Annotated in this window: 25 protein-coding genes; 16 read left to right on the forward strand and 9 right to left on the reverse strand. The window is 70.9% G+C overall.

Going from position 1 to position 25,812, the window contains the following annotated elements; translation table 11 throughout:
• Positions 1-158: 158 nt before the first annotated feature.
• The 6 genes from ACZ6ZT_RS21960 to pstB all read left to right on the forward strand — a co-directional run bounded on the left by ACZ6ZT_RS21960 (position 159) and on the right by pstB (position 8,151).
• Positions 159-2,477, forward strand: coding sequence for an RNA degradosome polyphosphate kinase (locus ACZ6ZT_RS21960; RefSeq protein ID WP_469721370.1), 2,319 nt, complete (start codon positions 159-161; stop codon positions 2,475-2,477).
• A complete protein-coding gene (locus ACZ6ZT_RS21965) occupies positions 2,458-3,393 on the forward strand; it encodes a CHAD domain-containing protein (protein WP_469721372.1) in 936 nt (311 codons plus the stop codon). Before ACZ6ZT_RS21960 ends, ACZ6ZT_RS21965 begins: the two co-directional genes overlap by 20 nt.
• 607 nt (positions 3,394-4,000) lie before the next feature.
• Entirely contained in the window at positions 4,001-5,143 is a 1,143-nt protein-coding gene (gene pstS, locus ACZ6ZT_RS21970) for a phosphate ABC transporter substrate-binding protein PstS (protein ID WP_469721374.1), read from the forward strand.
• Between the two features lie 130 nt (positions 5,144-5,273).
• Complete coding sequence (pstC, locus tag ACZ6ZT_RS21975) at positions 5,274-6,263, forward strand: phosphate ABC transporter permease subunit PstC (RefSeq protein WP_469721376.1); 990 nt, start codon at positions 5,274-5,276, stop codon at positions 6,261-6,263.
• Positions 6,263-7,345, forward strand: a complete 1,083-nt coding sequence (pstA, locus tag ACZ6ZT_RS21980) for a phosphate ABC transporter permease PstA (protein ID WP_469721377.1) — start codon at positions 6,263-6,265, stop codon at positions 7,343-7,345. The genes pstC and pstA overlap by 1 nt, the downstream gene beginning before the upstream one ends.
• A 29-nt stretch (positions 7,346-7,374) precedes the next feature.
• Entirely contained in the window at positions 7,375-8,151 is a 777-nt protein-coding gene (pstB, locus tag ACZ6ZT_RS21985; protein ID WP_469721379.1) for a phosphate ABC transporter ATP-binding protein PstB, read from the forward strand.
• Positions 8,152-8,280: 129 nt separating this feature from the next.
• Here the strand turns inward: pstB and ACZ6ZT_RS21990 are convergent, their stop codons facing one another.
• Positions 8,281-9,282, reverse strand: a complete 1,002-nt coding sequence (locus ACZ6ZT_RS21990) for an inorganic phosphate transporter (protein ID WP_469721380.1) — start codon at positions 9,280-9,282, stop codon at positions 8,281-8,283.
• A gap of 5 nt (positions 9,283-9,287) precedes the next feature.
• A complete protein-coding gene (locus ACZ6ZT_RS21995) occupies positions 9,288-9,908 on the reverse strand; it encodes a DUF47 domain-containing protein (RefSeq protein WP_030240555.1) in 621 nt (206 codons plus the stop codon).
• A 169-nt stretch (positions 9,909-10,077) separates the two neighbouring features.
• On the opposite strand from ACZ6ZT_RS21995, the gene ACZ6ZT_RS22000 reads away from it, so the two are divergent.
• The gene (locus tag ACZ6ZT_RS22000) at positions 10,078-10,425 is read left to right on the forward strand and encodes a metal-sensitive transcriptional regulator (RefSeq protein ID WP_469721381.1); all 348 of its coding nucleotides are present in this window, start codon (positions 10,078-10,080) and stop codon (positions 10,423-10,425) included.
• Between the two features lie 34 nt (positions 10,426-10,459).
• Here ACZ6ZT_RS22000 and ACZ6ZT_RS22005 read toward each other — a convergent pair whose 3' ends face one another.
• Together ACZ6ZT_RS22005 and ACZ6ZT_RS22010 are read right to left on the reverse strand one after the other, a co-directional pair.
• Positions 10,460-10,612, reverse strand: a complete 153-nt coding sequence (locus tag ACZ6ZT_RS22005) for a hypothetical protein (RefSeq protein ID WP_266576516.1) — start codon at positions 10,610-10,612, stop codon at positions 10,460-10,462.
• Positions 10,613-10,760: 148 nt separating this feature from the next.
• A complete protein-coding gene (locus tag ACZ6ZT_RS22010) occupies positions 10,761-11,615 on the reverse strand; it encodes an SCO4651 family lipoprotein (protein WP_469721383.1) in 855 nt (284 codons plus the stop codon).
• A 187-nt stretch (positions 11,616-11,802) separates the two neighbouring features.
• Here ACZ6ZT_RS22010 and ACZ6ZT_RS22015 point away from each other — a divergent pair, with 187 nt between their 5' ends.
• The gene (locus ACZ6ZT_RS22015) at positions 11,803-11,976 is read left to right on the forward strand and encodes a hypothetical protein (RefSeq protein ID WP_469721385.1); all 174 of its coding nucleotides are present in this window, start codon (positions 11,803-11,805) and stop codon (positions 11,974-11,976) included.
• Between the two features lie 91 nt (positions 11,977-12,067).
• The gene (locus ACZ6ZT_RS22020) at positions 12,068-12,313 is read left to right on the forward strand and encodes a hypothetical protein (protein ID WP_469721386.1); all 246 of its coding nucleotides are present in this window, start codon (positions 12,068-12,070) and stop codon (positions 12,311-12,313) included.
• 179 nt (positions 12,314-12,492) lie between these two features.
• On the opposite strand, the gene ACZ6ZT_RS22025 is transcribed toward ACZ6ZT_RS22020, so the two are convergent.
• The 4 genes from ACZ6ZT_RS22025 to ACZ6ZT_RS22040 form a co-directional block, all read right to left on the reverse strand.
• Positions 12,493-13,185, reverse strand: coding sequence for a phosphatase PAP2 family protein (locus tag ACZ6ZT_RS22025; RefSeq protein WP_469721387.1), 693 nt, complete (start codon positions 13,183-13,185; stop codon positions 12,493-12,495).
• A 200-nt stretch (positions 13,186-13,385) separates the two neighbouring features.
• Entirely contained in the window at positions 13,386-14,405 is a 1,020-nt protein-coding gene (locus ACZ6ZT_RS22030; RefSeq protein ID WP_469721389.1) for a C40 family peptidase, read from the reverse strand.
• A gap of 619 nt (positions 14,406-15,024) precedes the next feature.
• Positions 15,025-15,819, reverse strand: a complete 795-nt coding sequence (locus tag ACZ6ZT_RS22035) for a thioesterase family protein (RefSeq protein ID WP_469721391.1) — start codon at positions 15,817-15,819, stop codon at positions 15,025-15,027.
• Positions 15,820-15,875: 56 nt separating this feature from the next.
• Positions 15,876-16,484: a LysE family translocator gene (locus ACZ6ZT_RS22040; RefSeq protein ID WP_469721393.1), complete on the reverse strand. Its 609-nt coding sequence runs from the start codon at positions 16,482-16,484 to the stop codon at positions 15,876-15,878.
• On the opposite strand from ACZ6ZT_RS22040, the gene ACZ6ZT_RS22045 reads away from it, so the two are divergent.
• The 7 genes from ACZ6ZT_RS22045 (at position 16,456) to ACZ6ZT_RS22075 (ending at position 25,120) form a co-directional block, all read left to right on the forward strand.
• A complete protein-coding gene (locus ACZ6ZT_RS22045) occupies positions 16,456-17,364 on the forward strand; it encodes a pentapeptide repeat-containing protein (RefSeq protein ID WP_469721395.1) in 909 nt (302 codons plus the stop codon). The two genes, ACZ6ZT_RS22040 and ACZ6ZT_RS22045, sit on opposite strands and share 29 nt — an antisense overlap.
• 431 nt (positions 17,365-17,795) lie before the next feature.
• Complete coding sequence (locus tag ACZ6ZT_RS22050; RefSeq protein WP_008742356.1) at positions 17,796-18,104, forward strand: hypothetical protein; 309 nt, start codon at positions 17,796-17,798, stop codon at positions 18,102-18,104.
• A 102-nt stretch (positions 18,105-18,206) separates the two neighbouring features.
• A complete protein-coding gene (locus tag ACZ6ZT_RS22055) occupies positions 18,207-19,028 on the forward strand; it encodes a DUF8175 domain-containg protein (RefSeq protein WP_469721396.1) in 822 nt (273 codons plus the stop codon).
• Entirely contained in the window at positions 19,018-20,388 is a 1,371-nt protein-coding gene (locus ACZ6ZT_RS22060; RefSeq protein WP_469721397.1) for a hypothetical protein, read from the forward strand. The genes ACZ6ZT_RS22055 and ACZ6ZT_RS22060 overlap by 11 nt, the downstream gene beginning before the upstream one ends.
• Positions 20,385-21,947 carry an SCO6880 family protein gene (locus ACZ6ZT_RS22065; protein WP_469721399.1) on the forward strand — a complete coding sequence of 521 codons (1,563 nt, stop codon included), beginning with the start codon at positions 20,385-20,387 and terminating at the stop codon, positions 21,945-21,947. The genes ACZ6ZT_RS22060 and ACZ6ZT_RS22065 overlap by 4 nt, the downstream gene beginning before the upstream one ends.
• 18 nt (positions 21,948-21,965) lie before the next feature.
• On the forward strand, positions 21,966-23,381 hold the full coding sequence (locus ACZ6ZT_RS22070; protein ID WP_469721401.1) for an ATP-binding protein: 1,416 nt from the start codon (positions 21,966-21,968) through the stop codon (positions 23,379-23,381).
• Between the two features lie 2 nt (positions 23,382-23,383).
• Positions 23,384-25,120, forward strand: coding sequence for a type VI secretion protein (locus tag ACZ6ZT_RS22075; RefSeq protein ID WP_469721403.1), 1,737 nt, complete (start codon positions 23,384-23,386; stop codon positions 25,118-25,120).
• Here the strand turns inward: ACZ6ZT_RS22075 and ACZ6ZT_RS22080 are convergent.
• The gene (locus ACZ6ZT_RS22080; RefSeq protein WP_469721405.1) at positions 25,117-25,674 is read right to left on the reverse strand and encodes a GNAT family N-acetyltransferase; all 558 of its coding nucleotides are present in this window, start codon (positions 25,672-25,674) and stop codon (positions 25,117-25,119) included. The genes ACZ6ZT_RS22075 and ACZ6ZT_RS22080 overlap by 4 nt on opposite strands.
• Positions 25,675-25,812 lie beyond the last annotated feature (138 nt).

Here is a 25,812-nt window from a genome sequence, read left to right on the forward strand (position 1 = left end):
TAAGGGCGATCCGTGTGCCAGCCGGAGTCTGGAAGCCATACGCCATTAACCGGCCATTCAGACACGCTTGCCAGTCTCCGGACATGCAGCCCCGACTCCGACCGACAGCCGACGCTTCCGACGCGCCTGTCCTGCCGCGTGCGCGGAAGAATGGAGTCATGAGCCACAAGCCGAGCGCGAGCCCCGCGGGCCCCACCGAGGTACCCGCCCAGTCCCCCGCCACCCCCGCGTCCGCCCTCACCCGGCCCACCGGCCAGACCCCGGCCCAGGTCAAAGCGGAGGCCCAGGCCCAGACGGCCCGGACCAGGGCCCGCCTCGGCTCCATAGCCGCCCATCGGCCCCACGTCGACCTCGATCCCGACCTGGACGCCGATCTGGACGCCTACGAGGACAAGGACGAGACCGGCGAGCTGCCCGCGGACCGGTTCCTCGACCGGGAGCGCAGCTGGCTCGCCTTCAACGAGCGGGTACTGGAGCTGGCCGAGGACCCGGCCACACCGCTGCTGGAGCGCGCGAACTTCCTGGCGATCTTCGCGAGCAACCTCGACGAGTTCTTCATGGTCCGCGTCGCCGGCCTCAAGCGCCGCATCGCGACCGGCGTCGCCACCCGTTCGGCCTCAGGGCTCCAGCCCCGTGAGGTGCTGGAACTGATATGGACCCGGTCGCGCGAGCTCATGGCCCGGCACGCCGCCTGCTACCAGCAGGACATCTGCCCCCAGCTCGCCGAGGCGGGCATCCACCTCATCCGGTGGCCCGACCTCACCGAGAAGGAGCAGGCCCGGCTCTTCACCCTGTTCCGCAACCAGATCTTCCCGGTCCTGACCCCGCTGGCCGTGGACCCCGCGCACCCGTTCCCGTACATCTCCGGCCTCTCCCTGAACCTGGCCGTCGTCGTACGCAACCCGGTCACCGGCCACCGCCACTTCGCCCGGGTCAAGGTGCCGCCGCTGCTCTCGCGGTTCCTGGAGGCCTCCCCGCAGCGTTACGTCCCGCTGGAGGACGTCATCGCCGCACACCTGGAGGAGCTCTTCCCCGGCATGGAGGTGCTCGCGCACCACATGTTCCGCGTGACCCGCAACGAGGACCTGGAGGTGGAGGAGGACGACGCCGAGAACCTGCTCCAGGCCCTGGAGAAGGAGCTCATGCGGCGGCGCTTCGGGCCGCCCGTGCGCCTGGAGGTCGAGGAGTCCATCGACCCCGGCGTACTGGACCTGCTGGTGCAGGAGCTGAAGGTGTCCGCCGCCGAGGTCTACCCGCTGCCGGGGCCGCTGGACCTGACCGCCCTGTTCGGGATCTCCTCGCTGGACCGGCCCGAGCTGAAGTACTCGAAGTTCGTCGCCGGCACGCACCGGGACCTGGCGGAGGTCGAGTCCGCCTCGGCCCCTGACATCTTCGCCGCGCTGCGCGAGCGGGACGTGCTGCTGCACCACCCGTACGACTCGTTCTCGACGTCCGTGCAGGCCTTCCTGGAGCAGGCCGCGGCGGACCCGGACGTCCTCGCGATCAAGCAGACGCTCTACCGCACCTCGGGCGACTCCCCGATCGTCGACGCCCTGATAGACGCCGCGGAATCCGGCAAGCAGGTCCTCGTACTGGTCGAGATCAAGGCCCGCTTCGACGAGCAGGCCAACATCAAGTGGGCGCGCAAGCTGGAAGAGTCCGGCTGCCACGTCGTCTACGGCCTCGTCGGCCTCAAGACCCACTGCAAGCTGTCGCTCGTCGTCCGCCAGGAGGGCGACACCCTGCGGCGGTACTCGCACGTCGGCACCGGCAACTACCACCCCAAGACCGCGCGCCTGTACGAGGACCTCGGCCTGCTCACCGCCGACCCGCAGGTCGGCGCGGACCTCTCCGACCTCTTCAACCGGCTGTCCGGCTACTCCCGGCGCGAGACCTACCGGCGGCTGCTGACCGCGCCGAAATCGCTGCGCGACGGGCTGATCTCGCGCATCGACAAGGAAGCCGAGCACCACCGGCTGGGCCGCCCGGCGTACGTACGGCTCAAGATGAACTCGATCGTCGACGAGGCCCTCATCGACTCCCTCTACCGGGCCGCCCAGGTGGGCGTGCCGGTCGACATCTGGGTCCGCGGCATCTGCGCCGTACGGCCCGGGGTGCCGGGGCTGTCGGAGAACATACGGGTCCGCTCGATACTCGGCCGCTTCCTGGAACACTCCCGGGTCTTCGCCTTCGGCAACGGCGGCGAACCCGAGGTGTGGATCGGCAGCGCCGACATGATGCACCGCAACCTCGACCGCCGCATCGAGGCACTGGTCAGGGTCGCCGACCCCGCCCACCGCGCGGCCCTGGACCGGATGCTGGAGACCGGCATGTCCGACGACACCTCCTCCTGGCACCTGGGACCGGACGGCGAATGGACCCGGCACAGCACCGACGCCGAGGGACAGCCGCTGCGGCACGTACAGGAGATGCTCATAGACGCCCGGAGGCGCCGGCGTGGCTCAGCCAAACCATGACCCGACCGCAGGTGACGTGCTCGGCGTCTACCTGCGCTGCCAGGCCACCGCGTTCCTGCGGGGGCTACGCGTGCACGAGGAGAGCGGGTCCGACGCGGCGGGCAGCAGTGAGGCGGCGCGCGGCCTGCGGGGGGCCGCGCGGCGCATCGCCGGCTCGCTGAGCACCTTCCGGGTGGTGACGGAGACGGCCTGGGCGGACTCGCTGCGCACGGAGCTGGTCTGGCTGTCCTCGACGCTGGCCGACGAGCACGCGTACGCCGCCCGGCTGGCGCGCCTCATGGAGGCGCTGCAACGCCTGTCGGCGGCCCCCGAGGTGCCGGCGCCGCGGGGTTCGGCCGGGGCGCTCACGGTGGGCTCCGCGCGGGCGGGGGCGCTGCTGGAGCGCCAGCTCACGCTGGCCCGCACCCGGGCCCACTCCGCGACCCTCCAGGCGCTCGGCTCGTCCCGCTTCCACGCGGTGGCGGACGCGGTGGCGGTGCTGGCCTCGGAGGTCCCGCTGGACGCGGTCGCGGCGCGCGGCCGGGTCGAGGACGTCCTGGTCCCGCTGGCCTCGGCCGCCGAGGCCCGGCTGGACGAGGCGCTGTGCACGCTGCCGGACGTGCGGGACAGCACCCCGTACTCGGTGCACGAGGACGGTGCCTGGCACGAGGTACGCCGCCTGCTGCGGGTGCACCGGTACGCGCGGGAGGCCCTGGGCGCGGACGTGAGCCGGCTCGCGGCGGCGGGCGAGGCCCTCGACCGGCACCGGGACGCCTCGGAGGCCGCCACCGCCTCGGCGACGGCCGCCCGCACCCCCCGCATCGCCCCGGCCACCGCGTACGCCCTGGGCGTCCTCCACGCCGACCAACGCCACGCCGCCCTGGCCGCCCGCCAAGCCTTCCACCACCTCTGGCACCCGATCCCGACCCCCACGTAACGCGACGCGGCAACGTGCCCACCCGCCCGGCAAAATCCAGCCCCGCCGGCGCTTGAGGCGCGGGGGTCCGGGGGCTGGCCCACGGCAACGGCGCGCAGGACGAACGGACCGCCCAGCCAAAATCCAGCCCCGCCGGCGTTTGAGGCGCGGGGTCTGGGGCGGAGCCCCAGGGAGCCGGGGCGCAAGCCCGCTGAACCGGCGCAGCCCCCATTTCCAGCCCCGCCGGCGCTTGAGGCGCGGGCTCCGGGCGGGGCCCGGGGAAAGGTGGAAGGGTGGTTGGGGGGCCGGCCTCCGCACCGACGGCGACGGCGAAATCCAGCCACTCCCACCGACGGCCAGGAGAAGGTCACGGGCGGGTAACAGACGAATAACGCCCGATTACGTCCAGGTACAAACCCCCCCATCCGCACCGGCCCGCCCGCCACGGTTCACCCCCCGTTCACCAACCACGGCCGGCCGCTTCACCTGTTCTGCCTAATTTCCGTAGCACAAGGTCCGAGCCACTTCGGAAACGAAGGCTCGCCCCAGGCTCCACCCCGTAGTCCTCTTCGCACGCCGCCCCGAACCAGAAAGCGGCCGGCGGCTCCTCGGAAGGAACACCCGAAAAGTGAAGCTTCAGCGCAAGAACCGGCTTCGTGCCTCCGCCCTCGGGGCCCTCGTCGTGTCCGGCGCCCTGGTCCTCACGGCGTGCGGCTCTGACAACAACACCAACACCGACGCCGGTGGCACCACCCCGAAGGCCTCCGCCCCGGCCCCCGGTGACATCAAGTGCGACGGCGCCAAGGGCAAGCTCCTCGCCTCCGGCTCCTCCGCACAGAAGAACGCGGTCGACCTGTGGGTGAAGAACTACATGGCCGCATGTTCCGGCGTCGAGGTGAACTACAAGTCCTCCTCCTCCGGTGAGGGCATCGTCGCCTTCAACCAGGGCACCGTCGGCTTCGCCGGCTCGGACTCCGCGCTGAAGCCCGAGCAGGTCGAGGACTCGAAGAAGGTCTGCACCGGCGGCCAGGGCATCAACCTGCCCATGGTCGGCGGCCCGATCGCCCTCGGCTTCAACGTCGCGGGCGTCGACAAGCTGAACCTCGACGCCGCCACGATCGCCAACATCTTCAACGACAAGATCAAGAAGTGGGACGACGAGGCGATCAAGAAGCTGAACCCCGGCGTCACCCTCCCCTCCACCGCGATCCAGGCCTTCCACCGCTCCGAGGACTCGGGCACCACCGAGAACCTGGGCAAGTACCTGAAGGCCACCGCCCCTGACGCGTGGACCTACGACGCCGCCAAGAAGTGGCCCGCCCCCGGCGGCCAGGGCGCGTCCGGCTCCGCCGGCATCGCCGCCCAGGTCAAGGCCGTCGACGGCGCGATCGGCTACTTCGAGCTCTCCTACGCCAGCTCGCAGAGCATCAAGACCGTCGACGTCAACACCGGCGCCGGCACCCCGGTCAAGGCCACCGCCGAGAACGCCTCCAAGGCCATCGCCGCCGCCAAGATCGCCGGCACCGGCTCCGACCTGGCCCTGAAGCTCGACTACACCACCAAGGCCGAGGGTGCCTACCCGATCGTCCTGGTGACGTACGAGGTCGTCTGCGACAAGGGCAACAAGCCCGAGACCCTCGGCACCGTGAAGTCCTTCCTGGAGTACACCGCCTCGGACTCCGGCCAGAAGGTCCTCTCGGACAACGGCTACGCCCCGATCCCGGCCGAGATCAACACCAAGGTCCGCGAAGTCGTCAAGTCGCTGGGCTAGTCAGTACACACCCGAGGTCCGGTCCGCCCCCCGTCCGGGGCGGACCGGACCCGGGGACCTCCCCCTCCGCCCGGGGGGATCCGGTGCACCGCCGCCAGGGGGCCTGCCCCCCACACAGACCGGAAAGACCATGGCTTCCACCACACCCACCCAGATAGACCAGGCTCCGCCTGTCTCCAAGAGCGAAAGGTCCACCGGCCGCGCCGGTGACAAGATCTTCGCCGGGCTCTCCAAGGGTTCCGGCATCCTGCTCCTGGTAATCATGGCGTCGATCGCCATCTTCCTCACCTACCGCGCCACGCTCGCCCTGTCGAAGAACGAGGGCAACTTCCTCACCACCTTCGACTGGAACGCGTCGGCCAACCCGCCCGTCTTCGGCATCGCCGTCCTGCTCTTCGGCACCGTCGTCAGCTCGATCATCGCGATGGCCATCGCGGTTCCGATCGCTGTCGGCATCGCCCTGTTCATCTCGCACTACGCGCCGCGCAAGCTGGCCGCGCCCCTCGCCTACGTCGTCGACCTGCTGGCCGCCGTGCCGTCGATCGTCTACGGCATCTGGGGCGCCCTCTTCCTGGTGCCGCAGCTGAACGGGCTGAACCTCTGGCTCGACGAGTTCTTCGGCTGGACCTACGTCTTCGAGAAGACCCAGGTCGGCGTCGCCCGCTCGCTCTTCACCGTCGGCATCCTGCTCGCGATCATGATCCTGCCGATCGTGACCAGCGTCAGCCGCGAGGTCTTCCTCCAGGTCCCGCGCATGAACGAAGAGGCCGCCCTGGCCCTCGGCGCGACCCGCTGGGAGGTCATCCGCATGTCGGTGCTGCCCTTCGGCCGCTCCGGCGTCATCTCCGCCTCGATGCTCGGCCTCGGCCGCGCCCTCGGCGAGACCATGGCCGTGGCCACCGTCCTGTCCCCGAGCTTCCTGATCAGCGGGCACATCCTGAACCCGGGCGGCGGCACCTTCGCGCAGAACATCGCCGCGAAGTTCGACGAGGCCAACGAGTTCGGGCGGGACGCCCTGATCGCCTCCGGCCTGGTCCTCTTCCTGCTCACCCTGCTGGTCAACGGCGCCGCGCGCCTGATCATCGCCCGTCGCAAGGACTTCTCGGGGGCGAACGCCTGATGAGCCACGCACTCCAGGACCAGCGCCCCGTCGGGGCCCGCAAGTCCGCCGCGCCCACCAGCCTCACCCGGGGCGGCCTGCCCCGCTGGGCCCCCGCCGGCATCGGCGTCCTCTCGATCGCCCTCGGCGTCGGCATCGGCGCCGTCGGCGGCCTCGACAGCAAGATCCAGTGGGGCCTGATCGCCGCACTCCTCTTCGTCGCCATCACGTACACCGCCAGCGCGGTCATCGAGAACCGCCGCCAGGCCAAGGACCGCGTCGCCACCTCCGTGGTGTGGGTCTGCTTCATCCTCGCGGTCCTCCCGCTGCTCTCGCTGCTGTGGACCACGATCAGCCGCGGCATCAAGGCCCTCAACGCCGACTTCCTCACCCACTCGATGAACGGCGTGACCAGCTTCGACCAGGGCGGCGGCGTCTACCACGCCCTGCTCGGCACGATCGAGCAGGTCGCCCTCGCCACCCTGATCGCGGCCCCCATCGGCCTGCTGACCGCCGTCTACCTGGTCGAGTACGGCAAGGGCTCGCTCGCCAAGTCCGTCACCTTCTTCGTCGACGTGATGACCGGCATCCCCTCCATCGTCGCGGGTCTGTTCATCCTGACGACCTGGAACCTGATGCTCGGCTTCGGCCCCTCCGGCTTCGCCGGCTCGATGGCCCTGTCGATCCTGATGATGCCGGTCGTGGTCCGCTCCACCGAGGAGATGCTCAAGCTCGTCCCGAACGAGCTGCGCGAGGCCGCCCTCGCCCTCGGTGTGCCGAAGTGGCGCGTGATCCTCAAGGTCGTCCTGCCCACGGCTATCGGCGGCATCTCGACCGGTGTCATGCTGGCAGTGGCCCGCATCGCCGGTGAGACCGCGCCGATCATGCTGCTGGTCTTCGGTACGCAGCTGATCAACGGCAACCCCTTCGAAGGTGCTCAGTCCTCCCTCCCGCTGTACATCTGGGAGCAGTACAAGGTCGGCAGTGACGCCTCCTACGACCGGGCCTGGGCCGCAGCGCTCGTACTGATCGCCTTCGTCATGATCCTCAATCTGGTGGCCCGCGGCATCGCCCGCTGGAAGGCCCCGAAGACCGGTCGCTGACGCGACCGAATGAAAGCGAAGTGACCCTCATGGCCAAGCGAATCGACGTCAGCGGCCTCTCCGCCTTCTACGGCAGCCACAAGGCCATCGACGACATCTCGATGACCGTGGAACCCCGCTCCGTGACGGCCTTCATCGGCCCCTCCGGCTGTGGCAAGTCCACCTTCCTGCGCACCCTGAACCGCATGCACGAGGTCACCCCCGGCGGCCGCGTCGAGGGCAAGGTGCTGCTGGACGACGAGAACCTGTACGGCCCCGGCGTGGACCCGGTCGCGGTCCGCCGCACCGTCGGCATGGTCTTCCAGCGCCCGAACCCCTTCCCCACCATGTCGATCTTCGACAACGTGGCGGCGGGCCTGCGCCTGAACGGCAGCTACAAGAAGTCCGAGCTCAGCGAGATCGTGGAGCGGTCCCTCCAGGGCGCCAACCTCTGGAACGAGGTCAAGGACCGCCTGAACAAGCCGGGCTCCGGCCTCTCCGGCGGCCAGCAGCAGCGGCTGTGCATCGCCCGCGCCATCGCGGTCGAGCCCCAGGTCCTGCTGATGGACGAGCCCTGCTCGGCCCTGGACCCGATCTCCACCCTCGCCATCGAGGACCTGATCGGCGAGCTGAAGGAGCGCTTCACGATCGTCATCGTGACGCACAACATGCAGCAGGCCGCCCGCGTCTCCGACCGGACCGCCTTCTTCAACCTGGCCGCCGTCGGCCAGCCCGGCAAGCTGGTCGAGATCGACGACACGGACCGGATCTTCTCCAATCCGTCCGTCCAGGCCACCGAGGACTACATCTCCGGCCGCTTCGGCTAGACCGGGATGTGAGATACGTCCTGCGGTGCTGCATGGCGGTGCCACCGCATGGCGAAAGAAAAGGGCCGGCTCCCCCTGGGTGGGGGGAGCCGGCCCACTTTCGTACGGTGCCCCGGGCCGGGGCCCTCGTTACGACACGAAGGCGAGGTCCACGATCCAGAAGCTCAGCGCCGCCACCAGGGCGGCCGCCGGCATGGTGATGAACCAGCCGAGGATGATGTTCTTCGCGACGCCCCAGCGGACGGCGTTCACGCGCTTGGTCGCGCCCACGCCCATGATCGCCGAGGTGATCACATGAGTGGTGGAGATCGGCGCGTGGAAGAGGAAGGCCGAGCCGAACATGATCGACGCACCGGTGGTCTCCGCCGCGAAACCCTGCGGCGGGTCCAGCTCGATGATCTTGCGGCCGAGCGTACGCATGATGCGCCAGCCGCCCGCGTACGTACCCAGCGACAGCATCACGGCGCAGACGATCTTGACCCAGATCGGGATCGCGTCGCCCGCGCCCTGCACGTCGGCGATGACCAGCGCCATCACCACGATGCCCATCGTCTTCTGGGCGTCCTGAAGACCGTGTCCCAGCGCCATGCCGGCCGCCGACACCGTCTGCGCGATGCGGAAGCCGCGCTTGGCCTTGTGCGGGTTCGACCGGCGGAACAGCCACAGGATGGCGACCATCACCAGGTAACCGACCACGAGGCCGACGACGGGCGAGACGAACATCGGGATGACGACCTTGTCGATCACCCCGGACCAGATGACCTCGGTCCCGCCGGCCAGGGCCGCGCCCACCATGCCGCCGAAGAGGGCGTGCGAGGAGGACGAGGGCAGACCGAAGTACCAGGTGACCAAGTTCCAGACGATCGCGCCGACCAGCGCGGCGAAAAGGATCCACATGCCCCGGTTGCCGTGGGGCGTCTCGATCAGGCCCTCGCTGACCGTCTTGGCCACGCCACTGCCGAGGAAGGCACCGGCGAGGTTCATCACCGCGGCCATGGCCAGCGCCGCGCGCGGGGTCAGGGCCCGGGTCGAGACGGAGGTGGCGATGGCGTTCGCCGAGTCGTGGAAGCCGTTCGTATAGGTAAAGCCGAGCGCGACACCGATGGTCACGATCAGAGCAAAGGTGTCCACGTGGTTCAGGACTCCTTGACCGCGATGGTCTCCACCGTGTTCGCGACGTGCTCGAACGCGTCGGCGGCCTCTTCCAGCACATCGACGATCTGCTTGAGCTTCAGCACTTCGATGGCGTCGTACTTGCCGTTGAAGAGCTGGGCGAGCAGCTTGCGGTGGATCTGGTCCGCCTGGTTCTCCAGCCGGTTGACCTCGATCCAGTACTCGGTCAGGTTGTCCATCGTCCGCAGGTGCGGCATGGCCTCGGCGGTCAGTTCCGCCGCCCGCGCCAGCACCTCGATCTGCTGCTCGACACCCTTGGGGAGCTCTTCGACGTTGTAGAGGACGACCAGGTCGACGGCCTCCTCCATGAAGTCCATGATGTCGTCGAGGCTCGACGCGAGGTTGTAGATGTCCTCGCGGTCGAACGGCGTGATGAAGGAGGAGTTCAGCTGGTGGAAGATCGCATGGGTGGCGTCGTCCCCCGCGTGTTCCGCCGCCCGCATCCGCTCCGCGATCTCGGCCCGGGCGGAGGGATCCGCTCCGAGCAGTTCCATCAGGAGCTTGGAGCCCGTGACGATGTTGTCCGCGGATGCGGCGAACATGTCGTAGAAGCTCGTCTCCCTGGGGGTCAGACGAAATCGCACGTGAGGTCCTCGGGGTGCATTGGATTCGGTCAGGCTGATGCTAGGCGCATCCCCCGGCCACGGCTAACCGGCCATTCCCCAGTGTCCTCCATCAGGCACAGTGGGCGGCACGGACCCCTGTCCGCCGACGGGAGCCCAGTACCCTATACCCATGAGGGGTATACATCCGATGTATCCCTCATTCCGGACCACGGGAGGACGCATGACGACCATCGAGGCGGAGGGCTCCGGAGCCGTCCACGGCTACCACCACCAGAAGGACGAGCACCTCAAGCGGCTGCGCCGGATCGAGGGCCAGATCCGCGGCCTCCAGCGGCTGGTCGACGAGGACGTCTACTGCATCGACATACTCACCCAGGTCTCGGCGAGCACGAAGGCCCTCCAGTCCTTCGCCCTCCAGCTCCTGGAGGAACACCTGCGCCACTGCGTCGCCGACGCGGCCGTCAAGGGCGGCACCGAGATCGACGCGAAGGTGGAAGAGGCCACCAAGGCCATCGCCCGCCTGCTGCGCACCTGAGGCGGCGACCGCGGCGGCCGCGTCGACCGGCGGCCTACAGGCAGATCGCCATCAGCACTTCGTCGATCCGGTCCTGACTGAGCCGCTCCTCCACCGCCGCCGACGCCGCGATGATCAGCTCGCCGCAGAGCTCGATCTCGGCGAGCGCCACGTGGTCCTGCACCGTCGTGCCGCCTGCGGGAGTCACGCGTGTCACCTCTCTCTGCCGCCTTGCGCCCGTCGGCGCTCGGCTCCCCAGCCTAGGGCGCGCACGCCGTACCGCGCATGACACGGATGGACCATTTCCGGATACCGGGTCCATGGCCCGGACGTACCGTCCGGGCCCGCCGGACCGCCTAGTCGGCGATCTTCCCGGCGTAAATGTCCTCACGTGGGGGCAATACGACGGTCACCGGAGTCCCAAACCCGTACAGCAGCGTGGTGGACGAGACATCGATCACGCCATTCTTGACGTACGTGAAGCGGTGCCGGACCTTGCGCAGGCGCCCCTCCTCGTCCAGGTACGCGTCGAACGGCACGCTGTCCTTGCCGAACCCTTTCGCCGCCGCCTCCAGCGCCCCCTTGACCCCCGGCGACGCGCTCTGCGCGGCCCGCCCGATGTCCGTGGTGCCCCGGTAGTGCCGCACCTTGGTGCCCGACACCTCGGTCTCTCCCACGTACGTCACCTCCCGCGCCCCCCGCAGCAGCTCGGCGGCGGCCAGCGGATCGGTGGCACCGCCGGTGACGAGGTTCCCGTCGGACAGGGCGGCGGTGTCCAGCCGGACCCACTTGTCGTCGGGCACTCCGGCGCCCCGGTTCTTCATGTACAGCGCGCCGGGGACGAGCAGCTCGGTGATGGGCCGGTGCTCGGCCTTGCCGGTCACGTCGGCGGGCAGCATCACCAGCAACTGGCCCATCCGCTTGCGGAAGTCGACGCCGCCCTCCCCGCGGATGGTGACCACCGTCCCGCCGGTGGCCATCTCCATGGCGGTACGGGCCCGCGCACTCCCGGTGGCGGTGAGCGCGTCGGCGGCCCCGCGGACGGCCGCGACGGGATCACCGGGCGGCCGGCCGTCGACCGGCGCCCCGGTTCCGGTACCGCTCGCGGCCCCGCATCCGCCGAGACCGGCGACGGTCACCGCGACGCAGACCGCGAGCGCCGCCTCACGCGCGCGCCCGCGCCGCCGCCACCTGTGCTGGTGCACCACCATCGCCTGCCAAACCCCCAACGCGTAACCGCTGTTTGCCCGAGGCCCCCACCCGCTCCGGTTAACGAGGTCCCGGGTTTCGCGTCACGGCCGCCCGCCGGCCGGGACCCGTTCCCCACCGGGCCGGAGCGGGTACCGTGGGGGCGTGGATCCGCACACCAAAGCGACCCTTGCCCCTCCGGTTACCGCTGTGCCGCTGACACGTCACCCCGTGGAGCCCCCACAGCCGCCGGCCGCGCACCACACGAGCACCGCGGAACGCGGCTCCTTCTGTCTGGCCGTCTGCAGCTGCGGCTGGACCGGCCCTGCCCGCCGCTCCCGGGACCTGGCCCGCAAGGACGCCACCGGCCACACGTCGGGGTAGGCCCCCTCATATCCCGGCCCCGCAGCCGGGCGCGTCGCCCGTTCGGACGGCCCGGGTGGCCGCGCCGCGCGGGAGCGGCTGCCCTGGAGTCATGCCAGGAACCGCACCCCGCCTCGCGGCCCTCCTCTGGGCCCTGCTGATCGCGCTCACCCCGGCCGCGGCGGCCTGGGCCCGGCCCGTGGGCTCGGCGGACGGCCCGGGCGACGTGGCGCTGGCCATCGGGCTCACCACCGCGGCGGCCGTGGCCACCGGCCTGTGGCTGCGCTCCCGCTACCGCCGCGACGAGGCGGACCGCTCCCGGCGGGACGGCGGGCCCGACGGGGACGCCCCCCGTTGAAGCCACTGAAGGCGCTGAAGGCGTTGAAGCCGTTGACTCCCTCGAAGGCGTCGCATCCGCCGAAACCCCGCCCCCGCCCGACGGCGGTACGCCTGTGCTTCGCCGCGGCCGCCCTCTGCCTCCTGGCCGCCGCCCTCCTGTCCCTGCGGCCCCCCGCCTGACCCCGGCCCGGCCGGGGTCTACGCCGCGAGGCCGCTCTCACCCTCCGCCGGCCGCTGCGCCAGCTCCACCGGGCGCGCCACGACCCGCTCCCCGGCCCGTACGAGCCGTCCCGCGCGCGGCGCCCGCGCGACCGCCCGTACCAGCGGGGTCAGCCCGGCCATGGCCAGCGGCGCCAGGAGCAGGACGACGGCGGTGCCCAGCGCGAACCCCCCGATGACGTCCGTCGGGTAGTGCACGCCCAGGTACACCCGGCACAGCCCCTCGGCCAGCGCCAGCCCGATCCCGACGAGCCCGAGCCACCGGTTGGCGAGGAACACCCCGACGCCGAGCGCCATCATGAGGGTGGCGTGGTCGCTGACGAAGGAGTACCCGGCGCCGTGCCGGCCCAGCACTTCCAGCCCCTCGTGCTGCAGGAACGGCCGCGGCCGCGCCACGAACCCGCGCAGCGGCACGTTCACGAGCAGGGCGGTGGCGGCGGCGAGCGGTGCCCACACGAGCGCGGCGAAGGATTCGGCGGCCGCGCTCTCGTCCTGCCGCCGGGCCGCGCGCCAACACCACAGCACCAGCAGGACCATGGCCAGCGGCAGACCGTACCCGCCGAGGACGGTGACACCCCGGTCGAACCAGCCCGGGGCGTGCCGGGCCAGGCCGTTGATCTCGTACAGCAGGCTGACATCCACATTCGGCCCACCAGTTGTGAGTCCAGCCATGCGACGCGGCCCCTTGCCTGCCTAGTCCCCTGCGGGCGCACGCCGGTGTGCGCCCCTTGAACCCCCCCGCCGATCAGCCCCCGTGCTCATGGAACGCCCGTTCTGGCAGCTACGTTCCACTCTCCACCGAATGATCACTCCAACGTTATCCAAGAGTGATTCGTCATCGCAGCTCAAGGCCTGCGCTTCACACAGTGTCGTCACCCGCCCGGCGTAGCCGCCGCCAGCTCCGGAAGCGCCGCCGCCCCGTCCTTGGTCACGCGGGTCGCCCCGAAGTAGTCGGGTGTGTCGATCTTGTCGAAGCGGATGACGGCACCGGTGTACGGGGCGTTGATCATGTAACCGCCGCCCACGTAGATGCCGACGTGCCGGATCTCACGGGAGTTGGTCAGATCATCGGAGAAGAAGACGAGGTCCCCGGGCAGCAACTCGGCCCGCGCCGGGTGCGATCCGGCGTTGTACTGATCGTTGGCCACCCGCGGCAGCTCGATCCCCACGGTCTCGTACGCCGCCTTCGTGAGCCCGGAACAGTCGAACCGCCCACCCTGATCCGCCGTCCCGTTGCCGCCCCACAGATACGGCGTCCCCAACTGCTTCTGCGCGAAGTAAATGGCCCCGGCGGCCTGCTGCGAGGGCGCCACCCGCCCGACGGGGGCCTCGAAGCTCTTGGCGAGGGTCGTGATGGCCTTCACGTACCCCTCGGTCTCGCTGTACGGCGGCACCCCCTGGTGCTGGAGCACCGCGCCGGGCCCCGCGTTGTAGGCCGCCAGCATGTTCGCGACCGGGTCCCCGGCCACCTTGCCCACGTACCGCGCGAGCTCACAGTCGTAGGAAGCCGCCGACGGGATCGCGTCGTTGGGATCCCAGATGTCCCGGTCGCCGTCGCCGTCCCCGTCGATGCCGTGCGTGGCCCACGTACCCGGGATGAACTGGGCGATGCCCCGCGCGTCGGCGGGACTGACAACGTCCGGATCCCAGCCGCTCTCCGAATAGAGCTGCGCGGCGAGCACGGCCGGCGTCAGGGTCGGACACAGGACGCCCCACTTCTGCACCAAGGGCTGGTACTTCCCCGGCACGGCCCCTTTGACGAGCCCCGCGAGATGGCCCCCCGCAGCGCTCTGCAGCCCGGCAGCGGCCGAGTAGGTGCCGACCACGAGCAGGAGGAGGAAACACAGGCACGCCCCGAAACCGACTCCGCCGATCACCCAGAATCTGCGCATCCGTCAACACTCCCCCATCCACGTGCGTTTATCGGAGCAATCACCACCCGTGTCGAATCATCCCTTCTGTCGGCCCATCCGGTCAGCTCTTCCGACTGATTGGCCGCCAGCGTGGCGGTCAGGCACCCGTGGGGAACCCCGTACACATGACGCCCTTGTGGTCCGTGCCCCACGTCGCGTGCCGGATCCTGCGACAGCGCAGGCGCCTTGACGGTCTTCCCGTCGAGCAGCATGGAGAAGCCGTCGGGACAGGTGACGTACTGCCCACGAAGCCGAGTTGGCGGTTGTCCGTCACAGAGGTGGACCGGCCGCCCGCGTCCACCTCGGTGCCGCGGTTGCACGTAGTACGGGGCATGTCGGGCGGGGCGTCCTCGACCCGGAAGCCGATCTGGACCTTACCGGCGGGCACTTGCCCCGCGTAGTCGCTCTCCGCCGTGGTCACCGCGATCTGGAAGGCGGTCCAGGGACGCTCCTCCTCCGGCTCCCGGCAGGCGTCGCCTTCTGGGAGGGATCGGAATATCGTCACAGTTCGGGGCCGTCTGCCGGATGTAGGTGGGCGGCCCGGCCACGGCGGGACTCCGCCCCGGCCCCGGCACAGCCAGCGGCCGGCAGCGCCCCCTCAGCGCGGCGCCACGAACAGGCTCTGCGCGCCCCGTCCGATCGGCCCCTTCTCGTCGTGCAGCCGGGCATCCGCCAGGCCGATGCCGCCCGCGTCCACACTCGTACGGGACTCCACGCACACCCACTCCCCCACCGGATGGCGGTGCAGGTGCACCGTGAGGTCACCGTTCACGAAGACGAACCGGCCGCCGTCCAGGACCGCGCTGATCCCGTTCCCCGAATCCGCGGCCACCAGCACCCGGTCCAGCGGCCGGACCGCCTCCCCCGCCACCAGCGGCACCCGCATCCGCAGCCAGCAGGTCCCCGGCCCCGGCTTCGTGAAGGCCCCGTCCGTGAACCGGGCCTCCACCGAGGAGTGGTACCCCTGCTCCCAGGGCACGGGGAAGAACGGCGACTCCACCGCCTCCCCCGGAGTGGCCACCACCGCCCCCGGCGCCACCGCCGGCACCGGCTCCCCGGCCACCCGGATCCGCAGCGCCCGCGCCAGCATCACCGGCCCGGACCCGCCCTCGGGGGTCAGGGCCGCCTCCACCAGCTCGGTGCTCCGGCCGGCCCGCAGCACGCTCGTGGTGATCTCCAGCGCGCCGATCGGCACCGGCCGCAGGATCTCGTACGTGACGCGCGCGATCCGCATGTCCTCCCGCGCGCCCGCCCGCTCGTCGATCTCCCGCGCCAGCAGCGCCGCGGGGGGCCCGGCGTGCTGCGACCCCGCGTCCCACGGCCCGCGCGTGGCCTCGCTCGCCGCGAACCGCCCCGCGCCGATCCGCTCGTAGAACCCGTCCTCAGCGTCCATGCCGCCGCACGTTACCGACAGGTACCCCGCGACACCACCCCCTCCTCCCCTCCCTCTCAGCGCGCCAGACCCAGCCCGACCCCCAGCCCCACCAGCACCGACCCGATCGCCCGGTTCAGCGCCTTCTGCGCCCTCAGCATCCGCTCGCGCAGCCGCGCGTCCGAGAAGAACAGCGCCACCGCCCCGAACCACACCAGGTGCGCCGCCGCCATGAAGAGCCCGTACCCAGCCTGCCGCCACGCCGACGTCCCCGGCTCGACGACCTGCGTGAACGTGGACACCACGAACAGCGTGGTCTTCGGATTCAGCACGTTCGTCAGGAATCCGGACCGCATCGCCCCCAGCGGGCTCAGCTCCGGCTTCGACTCCAGGTCCACCGTCAGCGCCTCCCGCGCCCGGAAGGTCCGGATGCCGATCCACACCAGGTACGCGGCCCCGGCCAGCTTGATCGCCGTGAACAGCGCGGTGGACGAGGCGATCAGCAGCCCCACACCGAGCATGGTGTACGAGACGTGCACCAGCACCCCGGCCGCCACCCCGCCGGCCGCGAACAGCCCGGTGAGCCGCCCGTACAGATAGCTGTTCCTGACCACCATGGCGAAGTCCGCGCCCGGACTGATCACGGCGAGCACGGTGATGACGGCGACTGCGATCACTTCTGTCATACGGGCATGCTCGCCACCCCACCCCGGTGGATCAAGCGCCTCCGGTAACAATGGAGGGGTGCCCACCCCCACCCCGCCCTCGCTCCCCCTCCTCCAGGCGGACTGCGCGAACTGCTTCGCGCTCTGCTGCGTCGCCCTGCCCTTCGCCAAGTCCACCGACTTCGCCGTGAACAAGGCCGCCGGAACCCCCTGCACGAACCTCCGGGAGGACTTCCGCTGCGGCATCCACACCCGGCTGCGCGACACGGGCTTCCAGGGATGCACCGTCTTCGACTGCCTGGGGGCGGGACAGCAGGTCTCCCAGGTCACCTTCGGCGGCCGCGACTGGCGCACCCACCCCGAGACCCGGACGGCGATGTTCGCGGCCTTCCCGGTCATGCGGCAGCTGCACGAGCTCCTCGCCTACCTCGCCGAGGCCCTCACCTTCCCCGCCGCCGCCCCGGTCCACCCGGCCCTGCGCACGGCCCTGGCCCGTACGGAAGCCCTGACCAGAGCCGACGCCGACACCCTGACCACCCTCGATGTCGGCGCCCTCCGCCAGGACATCAACCCGCTGCTCCTCAAGGCCAGCGAACTGGTACGCGCCACCTCCCCGGGCCGCCGCAAGAACCACCGCGGCGCCGACCTGATGGGCGCCCGCCTCAAGGGCGCCGACCTGCGCGGCGCCAACCTCCGCGGCGCCTACCTGATCGCCGCCGACCTCACGGGCGCCGACCTGCGCGGCGCCGACCTGATCGGCGCCGACCTCCGCGACACGAACCTCACCGCCGCCGACCTCCGCGACACCCTCTTCCTCACCCAACCCCAACTCAACGCCGCCCAAGGCACCCCCACCACAAAACTCCCCCCACCCTTCACCCACCCACCCCACTGGCACTGACGTCGGCACCGGGTCCCACCCCGCCCCACCCCGGCCGAGGCACACCCACCCCCGGCCCGGCGCACACCACGCCCCCGTGCGCCCCTCACGCCCCCACCGGACCACACCACCCACCCCGCCCGGCCCGACAAACAGACTTCCGCACTACCGGACTACCGGCCGAATCCCCCACCCCACCCCCTCCACTGCGCCGAACGGCCGCCCCTCACCCGGCCCCGCGCCCACCGAGCGGACAGTCATTGCCCGGCGTCACCCCTCGTGATACACAGAGTGACCAGGTCAGGGCGCGCGAAAAGGGGCGCACGCCAGGAGATCGGGTAAAGAGAGCCGCCAAGTCGACGACGGCGGCGGTTTCATCAGCGAAGATAGTGCGTGGCCCCTGCCGTCGGGCACGGGCTACCGGAACTACCCATACAGGGGCGGTGAGTTACATGATCCTGGCAGCCGAAAAGGGCGACATCACCACCATCATCGGCGGAATCGCCCCGAACTGGGGGCCGTTCGGCAGTCTCGGCAACGAAGCGAAGGTCATGATCGAGGTGGTCATGGCCGTCGCGATCCTCCTCTGCCTCGGCATTGCCATCTGGGGCGCCGCCAAACAGCGCATCGGCGCGACGGCCCTGCGCGACACCTTCAGCGCGGAACAGGGCAAGGGCCTGATCGTGGCCGGCCTCACCGGAGTCTTCATCATCGGCTCCCTCGGCACCCTCTTCACGATCGTCTACGGAATGGCCGTCTAGCCGAACCACCCGGCCCGGCCGCACCCTGATGACGACTCACCACACCGCGCCTGAGCGGAAACCAGCGCTACCGTCGAACGACGCGGAGGGGGCGGAGACGCAATGAGCAACGACGACCATTACGGCGGCGGCGGAGAGGTCGGCGGCACGGGCCAGACCCGCACCCGCCTCCCGGACTCCCCCTCCGACCCCTACGGCACCCCCCGCCGCGGCCCCCGCCCCACCCGAGGCCTGATCACGGTGGTCGGCGTCGTCGTCGTCCTCATCGCCGCCATCGCGTTCGCGAACCGCTCCACACCCCCGGACACCACCACCGCGGACAAGGCCCCCGAAACCACCTCCACGGCCCCCACGGGCACCCCCCCGGTCACCACCAAGTCCGCCGGCCTCCCCAAGGGCTTCGCCCACGACGAACAGGGCGCCCAATCGGCCGCCGCCAACTACGCGGTGGCCCTGGGCTCGGACGCGATGTTCAACAAGAACTCCCGTCACGCGTTGGTGGACGGGATCTACGCGCCCCAGGCGGCCGCGGCCCTGAAGGCTCCTCAGGACGCGGCCTACAGCCCCGCCTTCCTGGCCAGGCTCGGCCTCGACGCGAACGGCGCACCACCCCAGGGCAGCACGTTCGTGACCCGCACCGTCCCGGTCGGCACCCGCGTCGAGAGTTACACCCCGACGGCGGCGAAAATCTCGGTCTGGTACACCGGCCTGATCGGCATGTCCGGCGAGAAGTCCACGGACCCCGTCCGCACCACCTGGAAGACCTGGACCTTCGAACTGACCTGGGTGGCCGACGACTGGAAGGTCGTCGACGACACGCAGCAGGACGGCCCTGCTCCCGTCCCCGGTGACGTCCCCGTCTCGACGTCCGACGACATGAGCAAAGCCATCAAGGACTTCGGAGGGTTCACCTATGCCCGCTAGCCGCAGGCTGGGCGTGATCGCCTCCGTCCATCTGGCCTTCATCGCTCTGGCCACACGCGCCTACGCGGCGCCGCCCCCCCCGGCGACCACGCCCGGAGCCACCCCCCCGCCCAGCGCCTCGGCCAGCAGCGACCCGTGCGCACTGCTGGACGGGCCCTCGAAGCAGTACTGCGAAGCAGGCCGGGGAACGGGCAAGGGCACGGGAGCAGGGCTCGCTCCCAGCGACGGTTCGACCGACGCCCTCAACCCCCTAGCCTCCCTCGCCAAAGGCTGCGCCGACGCCGCCGCCTGGATCGTGACCAAACTCAGCGAAGCCATCAAGGGCACGGCCAACGTCGACTTCACCAACCCCGCCTTCCTCCAGCAGTACGCCGTCGTCTTCGCCGCCTCCACCATCCTCACCCTCGTCCTCTGGCTCCTCGCCGTCACCAAACGCGCCATCCGCGGCGTCCCCCTCACCACCGCCCTCTCCGAAGCCATCGGCTTCCTCTGGCTCACCGTCCTCGCCTCCGCCTTCACCCCCCTGATCCTCTACACCGTCGTCTCCGCCACCGACGGCGTCACCGAGGTCATCGCCTCCGCCACCGGCGGCCAGACCGACGTCTTCTTCGGCTCCTTCTCCGAGGCCCTCAAGAAGGGCCAGGACATCGGCGGCGGCCCGATCATGCTGATCGTCGTCGCCCTCGTCACCGTCCTCGCCGCCGGAGTGCTCTGGCTGGAGCTCGTCATCCGCGCCGCCCTCCTCTACGTCGGCGCCCTCCTCGGCACCGTCGTCTACTCCGGACTCGTCGACCGCAACATGTGGGGCCACGTCCGCCGCTGGGCCGGCATCATGATCGCCGTCATCCTCGTGAAGCCGGTCATCGTCATCGTCCTCGGCCTCGCCGGAGCCCTCGCCGGCGACAAGGGCCCCAACGCCTTCTCCGCCGTCGTCTCCGGCCTCGCCATCATCCTCCTGGCGATCTTCGCCTCCGCGATGATCTACCGCTTCGTGCCCGGCTTCGGCGACGAGATCGCCTCCGCCCGCACCAACCGCTCCAAGGCCACCGACGGCGCCCAGGCCGCCGCCGTCATCAGCTCCCCCGCCTCCCTCGTATCCCAGGGCATCAAAACCCACAGCAGCCGCGGCGGCGGCGCCCACCGCGCCGGCGGCGGCGGGTCCACCGGCGGTGACGCCAACCAGATCTCCGGAGGCATGGCCGCCCACAGCAGCCGCGGCCCCGGCGGCGGATCCGGCGGCGGAATTGTCCCCTCCGCCGCACCCCCGCCCCGCACCGGCTCCAGTCCGAGGAACGCAGGAACCGCAGGAACCGCAGGAACCGCCGGCAACACAGGAAACACAGGAGGTGACGGGCGTTGACGACCCAGTCCCACCAGGTCCACCCGATCGCGCCCCGCCGCACGTATCTCATCGGCCGCGCCCGGCCGAACGCGATCGTCGGCAAGAACCGCGAAACCGGCGAGATCGCCCTGATCATCGTCGGCGCGTTCTTCGGCATGATGAGCGGACTGCTCGTCCCCGCCCTCACCCTGCGCATCGTGAGCCTCGCCGGCTTCCCCCTGCTCGCCCTCGCCGCCGTGTACGTCCCCTACAAGGGCCGCACCTTCTACCGGTGGTTCGAGATCAGCCGCAGCTACAAGCGCACCCTTCGCCGCGGCACCACGTACCGCTCCTCCGCCATGGAAGCCGGCACCCGCGCCGCCGACGGCCGCGAGGTCGAAGTCGGCCCGCCCCCCGGCATCGGCCGCATCAACTGGCTCGCCGCCCCCTTCGGCCCCGACGAGATCGCCGTTCTCCTGCACGCCGACCGCCGCACCGTCACCGCCGCCATCGAGATCGAGGGCCCCGGCGTCGGCCTGCGCGACAGCGAGGACCAGGAAGCCCTCGTCGACCGTTTCGGCACCCTCCTCAAGCACGTCGCCAACGGCGACGGCTTCGTCACCCGCCTGCAGATGCTCGCCCGCACCCTCCCCGCCGACCCCGACGCCCACGCCAAGGACGTCGCCCAGCGCGGGAACACCCGCGCCCCCGGCTGGCTGCGCGACTCCTACGACCAGCTCCAGTCGATGGTCTCCACCTCCTCCGAGCAGCACCGCGCCTACCTCGTCGCCTGCATGCACTTCACCCGCGACCTGGCCGCAGAAGCCGTCACCATCGCCCGCGCCTCCACCCCGCACAAGGGCCGCAAGCTCGACCGCGACGCCGGCCTCGCCATCGTCATGGCCCGCGAGCTCACCGACATCTGCGCCCGCCTCGCCGAAGCCGACATCCGCGTCCGCCAGCCCCTCGGCCAGGGCCGCCTCGCCTCCCTCGTGCACTCCATGTACGACCCGGACCACCCCATCGACCACATCCAGGCCATGACCAAGCGCAACGCCTGGCCCGCCGAACTCGACGCCGTCGAGCCCACCTACCTCCAGGCCAAGACCCGCGAGTCCTCCACCCGCGCCCCCTGGTGCCACGCCACCGCCTGGGTCAAGGAATGGCCCATGACCCCGGTCGGCGTGAACTTCCTCGCCCCGCTCCTCGTCCACACCCCCGACGTCATCCGCACCGTCGCCGTCACCATGGACCTGGAACCCACCGAGATCGCCATCGAGCGCATGCTCACCGAGAAGACGAACGACGAGGCCGACGCGAGCCGCGCCGCCAAGATGAACCGCACCGTCGACCCCCGCGACATCGCCGCCCACGGCCGGCTCGACCAGAGGGGTGAAGATCTGGCCAGCGGCGCTGCCGGAGTCAACCTCGTCGGGTACATCACGGTGTCCTCGCGTTCACCCGAAGCCCTCGCCCGCGACAAGCGCACCATCCGCGCCTCCGCCGGCAAGTCCTACCTGAAACTCGAATGGTGCGACCGCGAGCACCACCGCGCCTTCGTCAACACCTTGCCGTTCGCCACCGGCATCCGACGCTAGCTGGAGGGAATGGCCGCCATGCGAGATCCCATGTCCGCGCTGACGGACGCCTTCACCAGCTTCCTCTTCGGCAAGGTCGAAACCACCCGCCTGCCCGTACGCACCTCCACCGGCCAGGCCCAGGCCGTCTACCTGCCCACCGCCGCCCCCGGCCTCGGCGACTCCGGCGTCATCATCGGCCGCGAGGTCTACAGCGGCAAGGGCTACATCTACGACCCCTTCCAGCTGTACGGCCAGCAACTCCCGGCCCCCCACTGGCTGGTCCTCGGCGAATCCGGCAACGGAAAGTCCGCCCTGGAGAAGACGTACGTCCTGCGCCAGCTGCGCTTCCGCGACCGCCAGGTCGTCGTCCTCGACGCCCAGGGCGAGGACGGCGTCGGCGAATGGAACCTCATCGCCCAGCAGCTGGGGATAACCCCCATCCGCCTGGACCCCATCGCCGCCAACGACGACGGGATCCGCCTCAACCCCCTCGACCCGGCGATCACCACGACCGGCCAGCTCGCGCTGCTGCGCACCATCATCGAAGTCGCCATGGGCCACGGCCTCGACGAACGCTCCGGCTTCGCCCTCAAGGTCGCCCACGCCTACGTCGTCGACGCCATCACCACGCGCCAGCCGGTCCTCACCGACATCGTGGAACAGCTGCGCCACCCCGAGCCCGAATCCGCCCTCGCGATGAACGTCGACATAGACGACGTACGGGCCTGGGGGCTCGACGTCGCCCTCGTCCTCGACCGCCTCGTCGACGGCGACCTCCGCGGCATGTTCGACGGCCCCACGACGGTCGGCATCGACCTCGACGCCCCCCTCATCGTGTTCGACCTGTCCCACATCGACCGCAACTCCATCGCCATGCCCATCCTCATGGCGATCGTCGGCGTGTGGCTGGAACACACCTGGATCCGCCCCGACCGCAAGAAGCGCATCTTCCTGGTCGAGGAAGCCTGGCACATCATCAACAGCCCCTTCGTGGCCCAGCTGTTCCAGCGCCTCCTCAAGTTCGGCCGCCGCCTCGGCCTCTCCTTCGTCGCCGTCGTCCACCACCTCTCCGACGTCGTCGACGGCGCCGCCGCCCGCGAAGCCGCGGCCATCCTCAAGATGGCCTCCACCCGTACGATCTACGCCCAGAAGGCCGACGAGGCCCGAGCGACGGGCCGCGTCCTCGGCCTCCCCCGCTGGGCGGTGGAAATCATCCCCACCCTCACCCCCGGCATCGCCGTCTGGGACGTCAACGGCAACGTCCAGGTCGTCAAACACCTGATCACCGAGTCCGAACGCCCCCTCGTCTACACCGACCGCGCGATGACGGAATCCTCCGCCCCCCAGCTCCCCGACGACCTGCTGGCCGCCGAACTCGAAGCGGAGGAACGCGCCCTGTACATGGAGCGCCAGCGCCGCAACGGCCCCGGCTCAGCGACCACGGTGGCCTGACCATGCCCGACCCCAGACGTACGGATCCCCCCGCGCGAGCCGGCGGCATCCCGGACGGAGTCCTGGTCGGCCTCCTCGCCTTCCTCCTCGGCCTCGCCGTCCTGGTCTGGTCGGCCACCGGCCTCGCGGCCCTCTTCACCAAGGGCGCCTGGCCGGCCACGGTCACCTTCACCCGCACCCCGCAAGCGGTGCGCGCCCTGATAACACAACCGCACGACCTCGCCGCCGCCTGGCCGGACACCGACCCGGCGGCCCTCCCCGGCTGGGGCCTCTTCTGGGGCCTGTTCATCAGCCAGCTCCTGGTGCTCCTGGTCCTCACGATCTTCACCCTCGGCGTGGTGGCCCGCACCAAGGCCCGCCGCACCAAACAGACCCCCCAGCCACAACCGGCCCCCCTCCCGGCACAGGCACCCCAGCAGACCGCCCACCCCACGCCGTACACAGCCGCCCACGCGCCACACTCGCCTGCGGCCCACCCCACGCCGTACGCGGCGGCCCCCGCTCCGCACCGGCCCGCAGCCCAGCCCACGCCGTACGCGCCCTCCCATGCTCCGCACCCGGCCGACCCCCAGCCCGCGCCCGCGTCGGCACCCGCCCCGGCCCCGAGCGCCCACGCCACCCACCCGGAACCCCAGCCCACGGCCGAGGCCCGGGCGACCCGCCCCTCAGCCGACGAGGCCTACCGCTACGGCTTCGGCTACGCCCCGAACACCCCCACGGTCCCCGGCACCGGAACCGGAACGGACCACGGCCCCGGCCCCGGCACCGGAACGGGGATCGCCACCGAACCCGACAGCCCCACCCACCCCGGACCGGCAGCCACCCCTCCCCCACGCCTCGCCTACGGCACACCGGCGGAACGCCACCACCTGGCCGCCCAGAGCATCGCCTCCGCCGAGGGTGCCGTCCTCGTCGTCACCTCATCCCCCACCCTCTGGTCGGAGACCAAGGACGCCCGGTCGAAACTCGGCCCGGTCCTGCTCTACGACCCCTCCCACCTGTGTGACACCCCGGCCCGCATGCACTGGAACCCCGCCGAGGACTGCGCCGACCGCGATACCGCCGCCGCCCGCGCGATCGCCCTGCTGGCCCCCGTACGCCCCCAGGCCCGCCTCGACGCGGCCGTCGCCGACACCGCGGAAACCCTCCTGCGCAGCTGGCTCCAGGCCGCCGCCCTCGACGCCCGCCCCTTCAAGCAGCTGCACCGCTGGGCCCAGGGCCACTCCGTCCAGGACCCGGTCCGCATCCTCCGCACCCACCTCCAGGCCGCCCCCGGCGCCGCCGGCGAGCTGGAAAGCGCCCTCATCTCCCACCCGGAACGCCGCGAACAGGCCCAGGCCCTGGCCGCCCGCGCCCTCTCCTCCCTGACCTCGATCCACATCCGCGAGGCCTGCACCCCGAATCGAACGGACGCCCTCACCCTGGCTTCGTTCGTCTCGGAAGGGGGCACCCTCTACGTGGTGGGCGAACCCCTCGAAGACCCCCGGACCCACCCGGGTGCGATGCCCCTGCTGACCGCACTCGCCTCCAGCGTGGTCGAGCACGGCCGCCGCATGGCCGCACGGTCATCCGCCGGTCGGCTCGACCCACCACTGACCCTGGTCCTGGAGGACATCGCCGCAGTGGCCCCGCTCCCCCAGCTCCCCGACCTCCTCCAGGACCCGACGCTCCCCCTGCTGGCCCTCTGCCGCAGCCGCGCCCAGGCCCGAGCCCACTGGCCCGACGCCGCCCTCGGCTAGACCCCCTCGGGCCGCCCGTACACGTACTCGTGCTCCTCGGCCCCGGACTCCAGCCGCAGGACGCGCCCGCTCGCCGAGAACCCGAACCGCCGGTAGAAGGTCGCCGCCCGCGGATTGTCCTCGTGCACATAGAGCCGTACGTGTCCCAGTGCCGGCTCCTCCAGCCCCCAGGCCCACTCCAGCGCGGCCTCGAACAGCCCCTCGGCCAGCCCGCGCCCCCGCCACTCCTCGCGTACGAACACGCCCACGAGATGCCCCTGGTCCTGCGCGATGGCCTCCCCGAGGAAGTCGGCCGTCCCCTTCTCCTCCACGAAGAGGGTCACCGAACCGACCCACTCCCCGTCGGTGGCCTCGGCAATGAACTGCCTGGCCCGCCGGCCGACCGCGGCCCCCTCGGTCCGCTCCTGCCAGAAGGCGTCCGTCCGCCCCTGCGCCTGCTCAAGGGTCTCTAGGAAGGCAACGCCCGCCAGCGGATCCCGCAGGGCATCGACCCGCAGCCCCTTGACCTTCTGCCACTCATCGGCCCGCACTGCACGTATCTCGTAATGATCCATACCGCCGGATCCTAACCAGCCCCCCGCCCCCACGCCTCGCCATTACAGCCCGTAAACGCAGAAAAGCCCCGCACCGAACCCGTAAGGGCTGGTGCGGGGCTATCCCACAATAATTGTTCGGCGGCGTCCTACTCTCCC

The organism is Streptomyces sp. NPDC102258 (assembly GCF_055584685.1).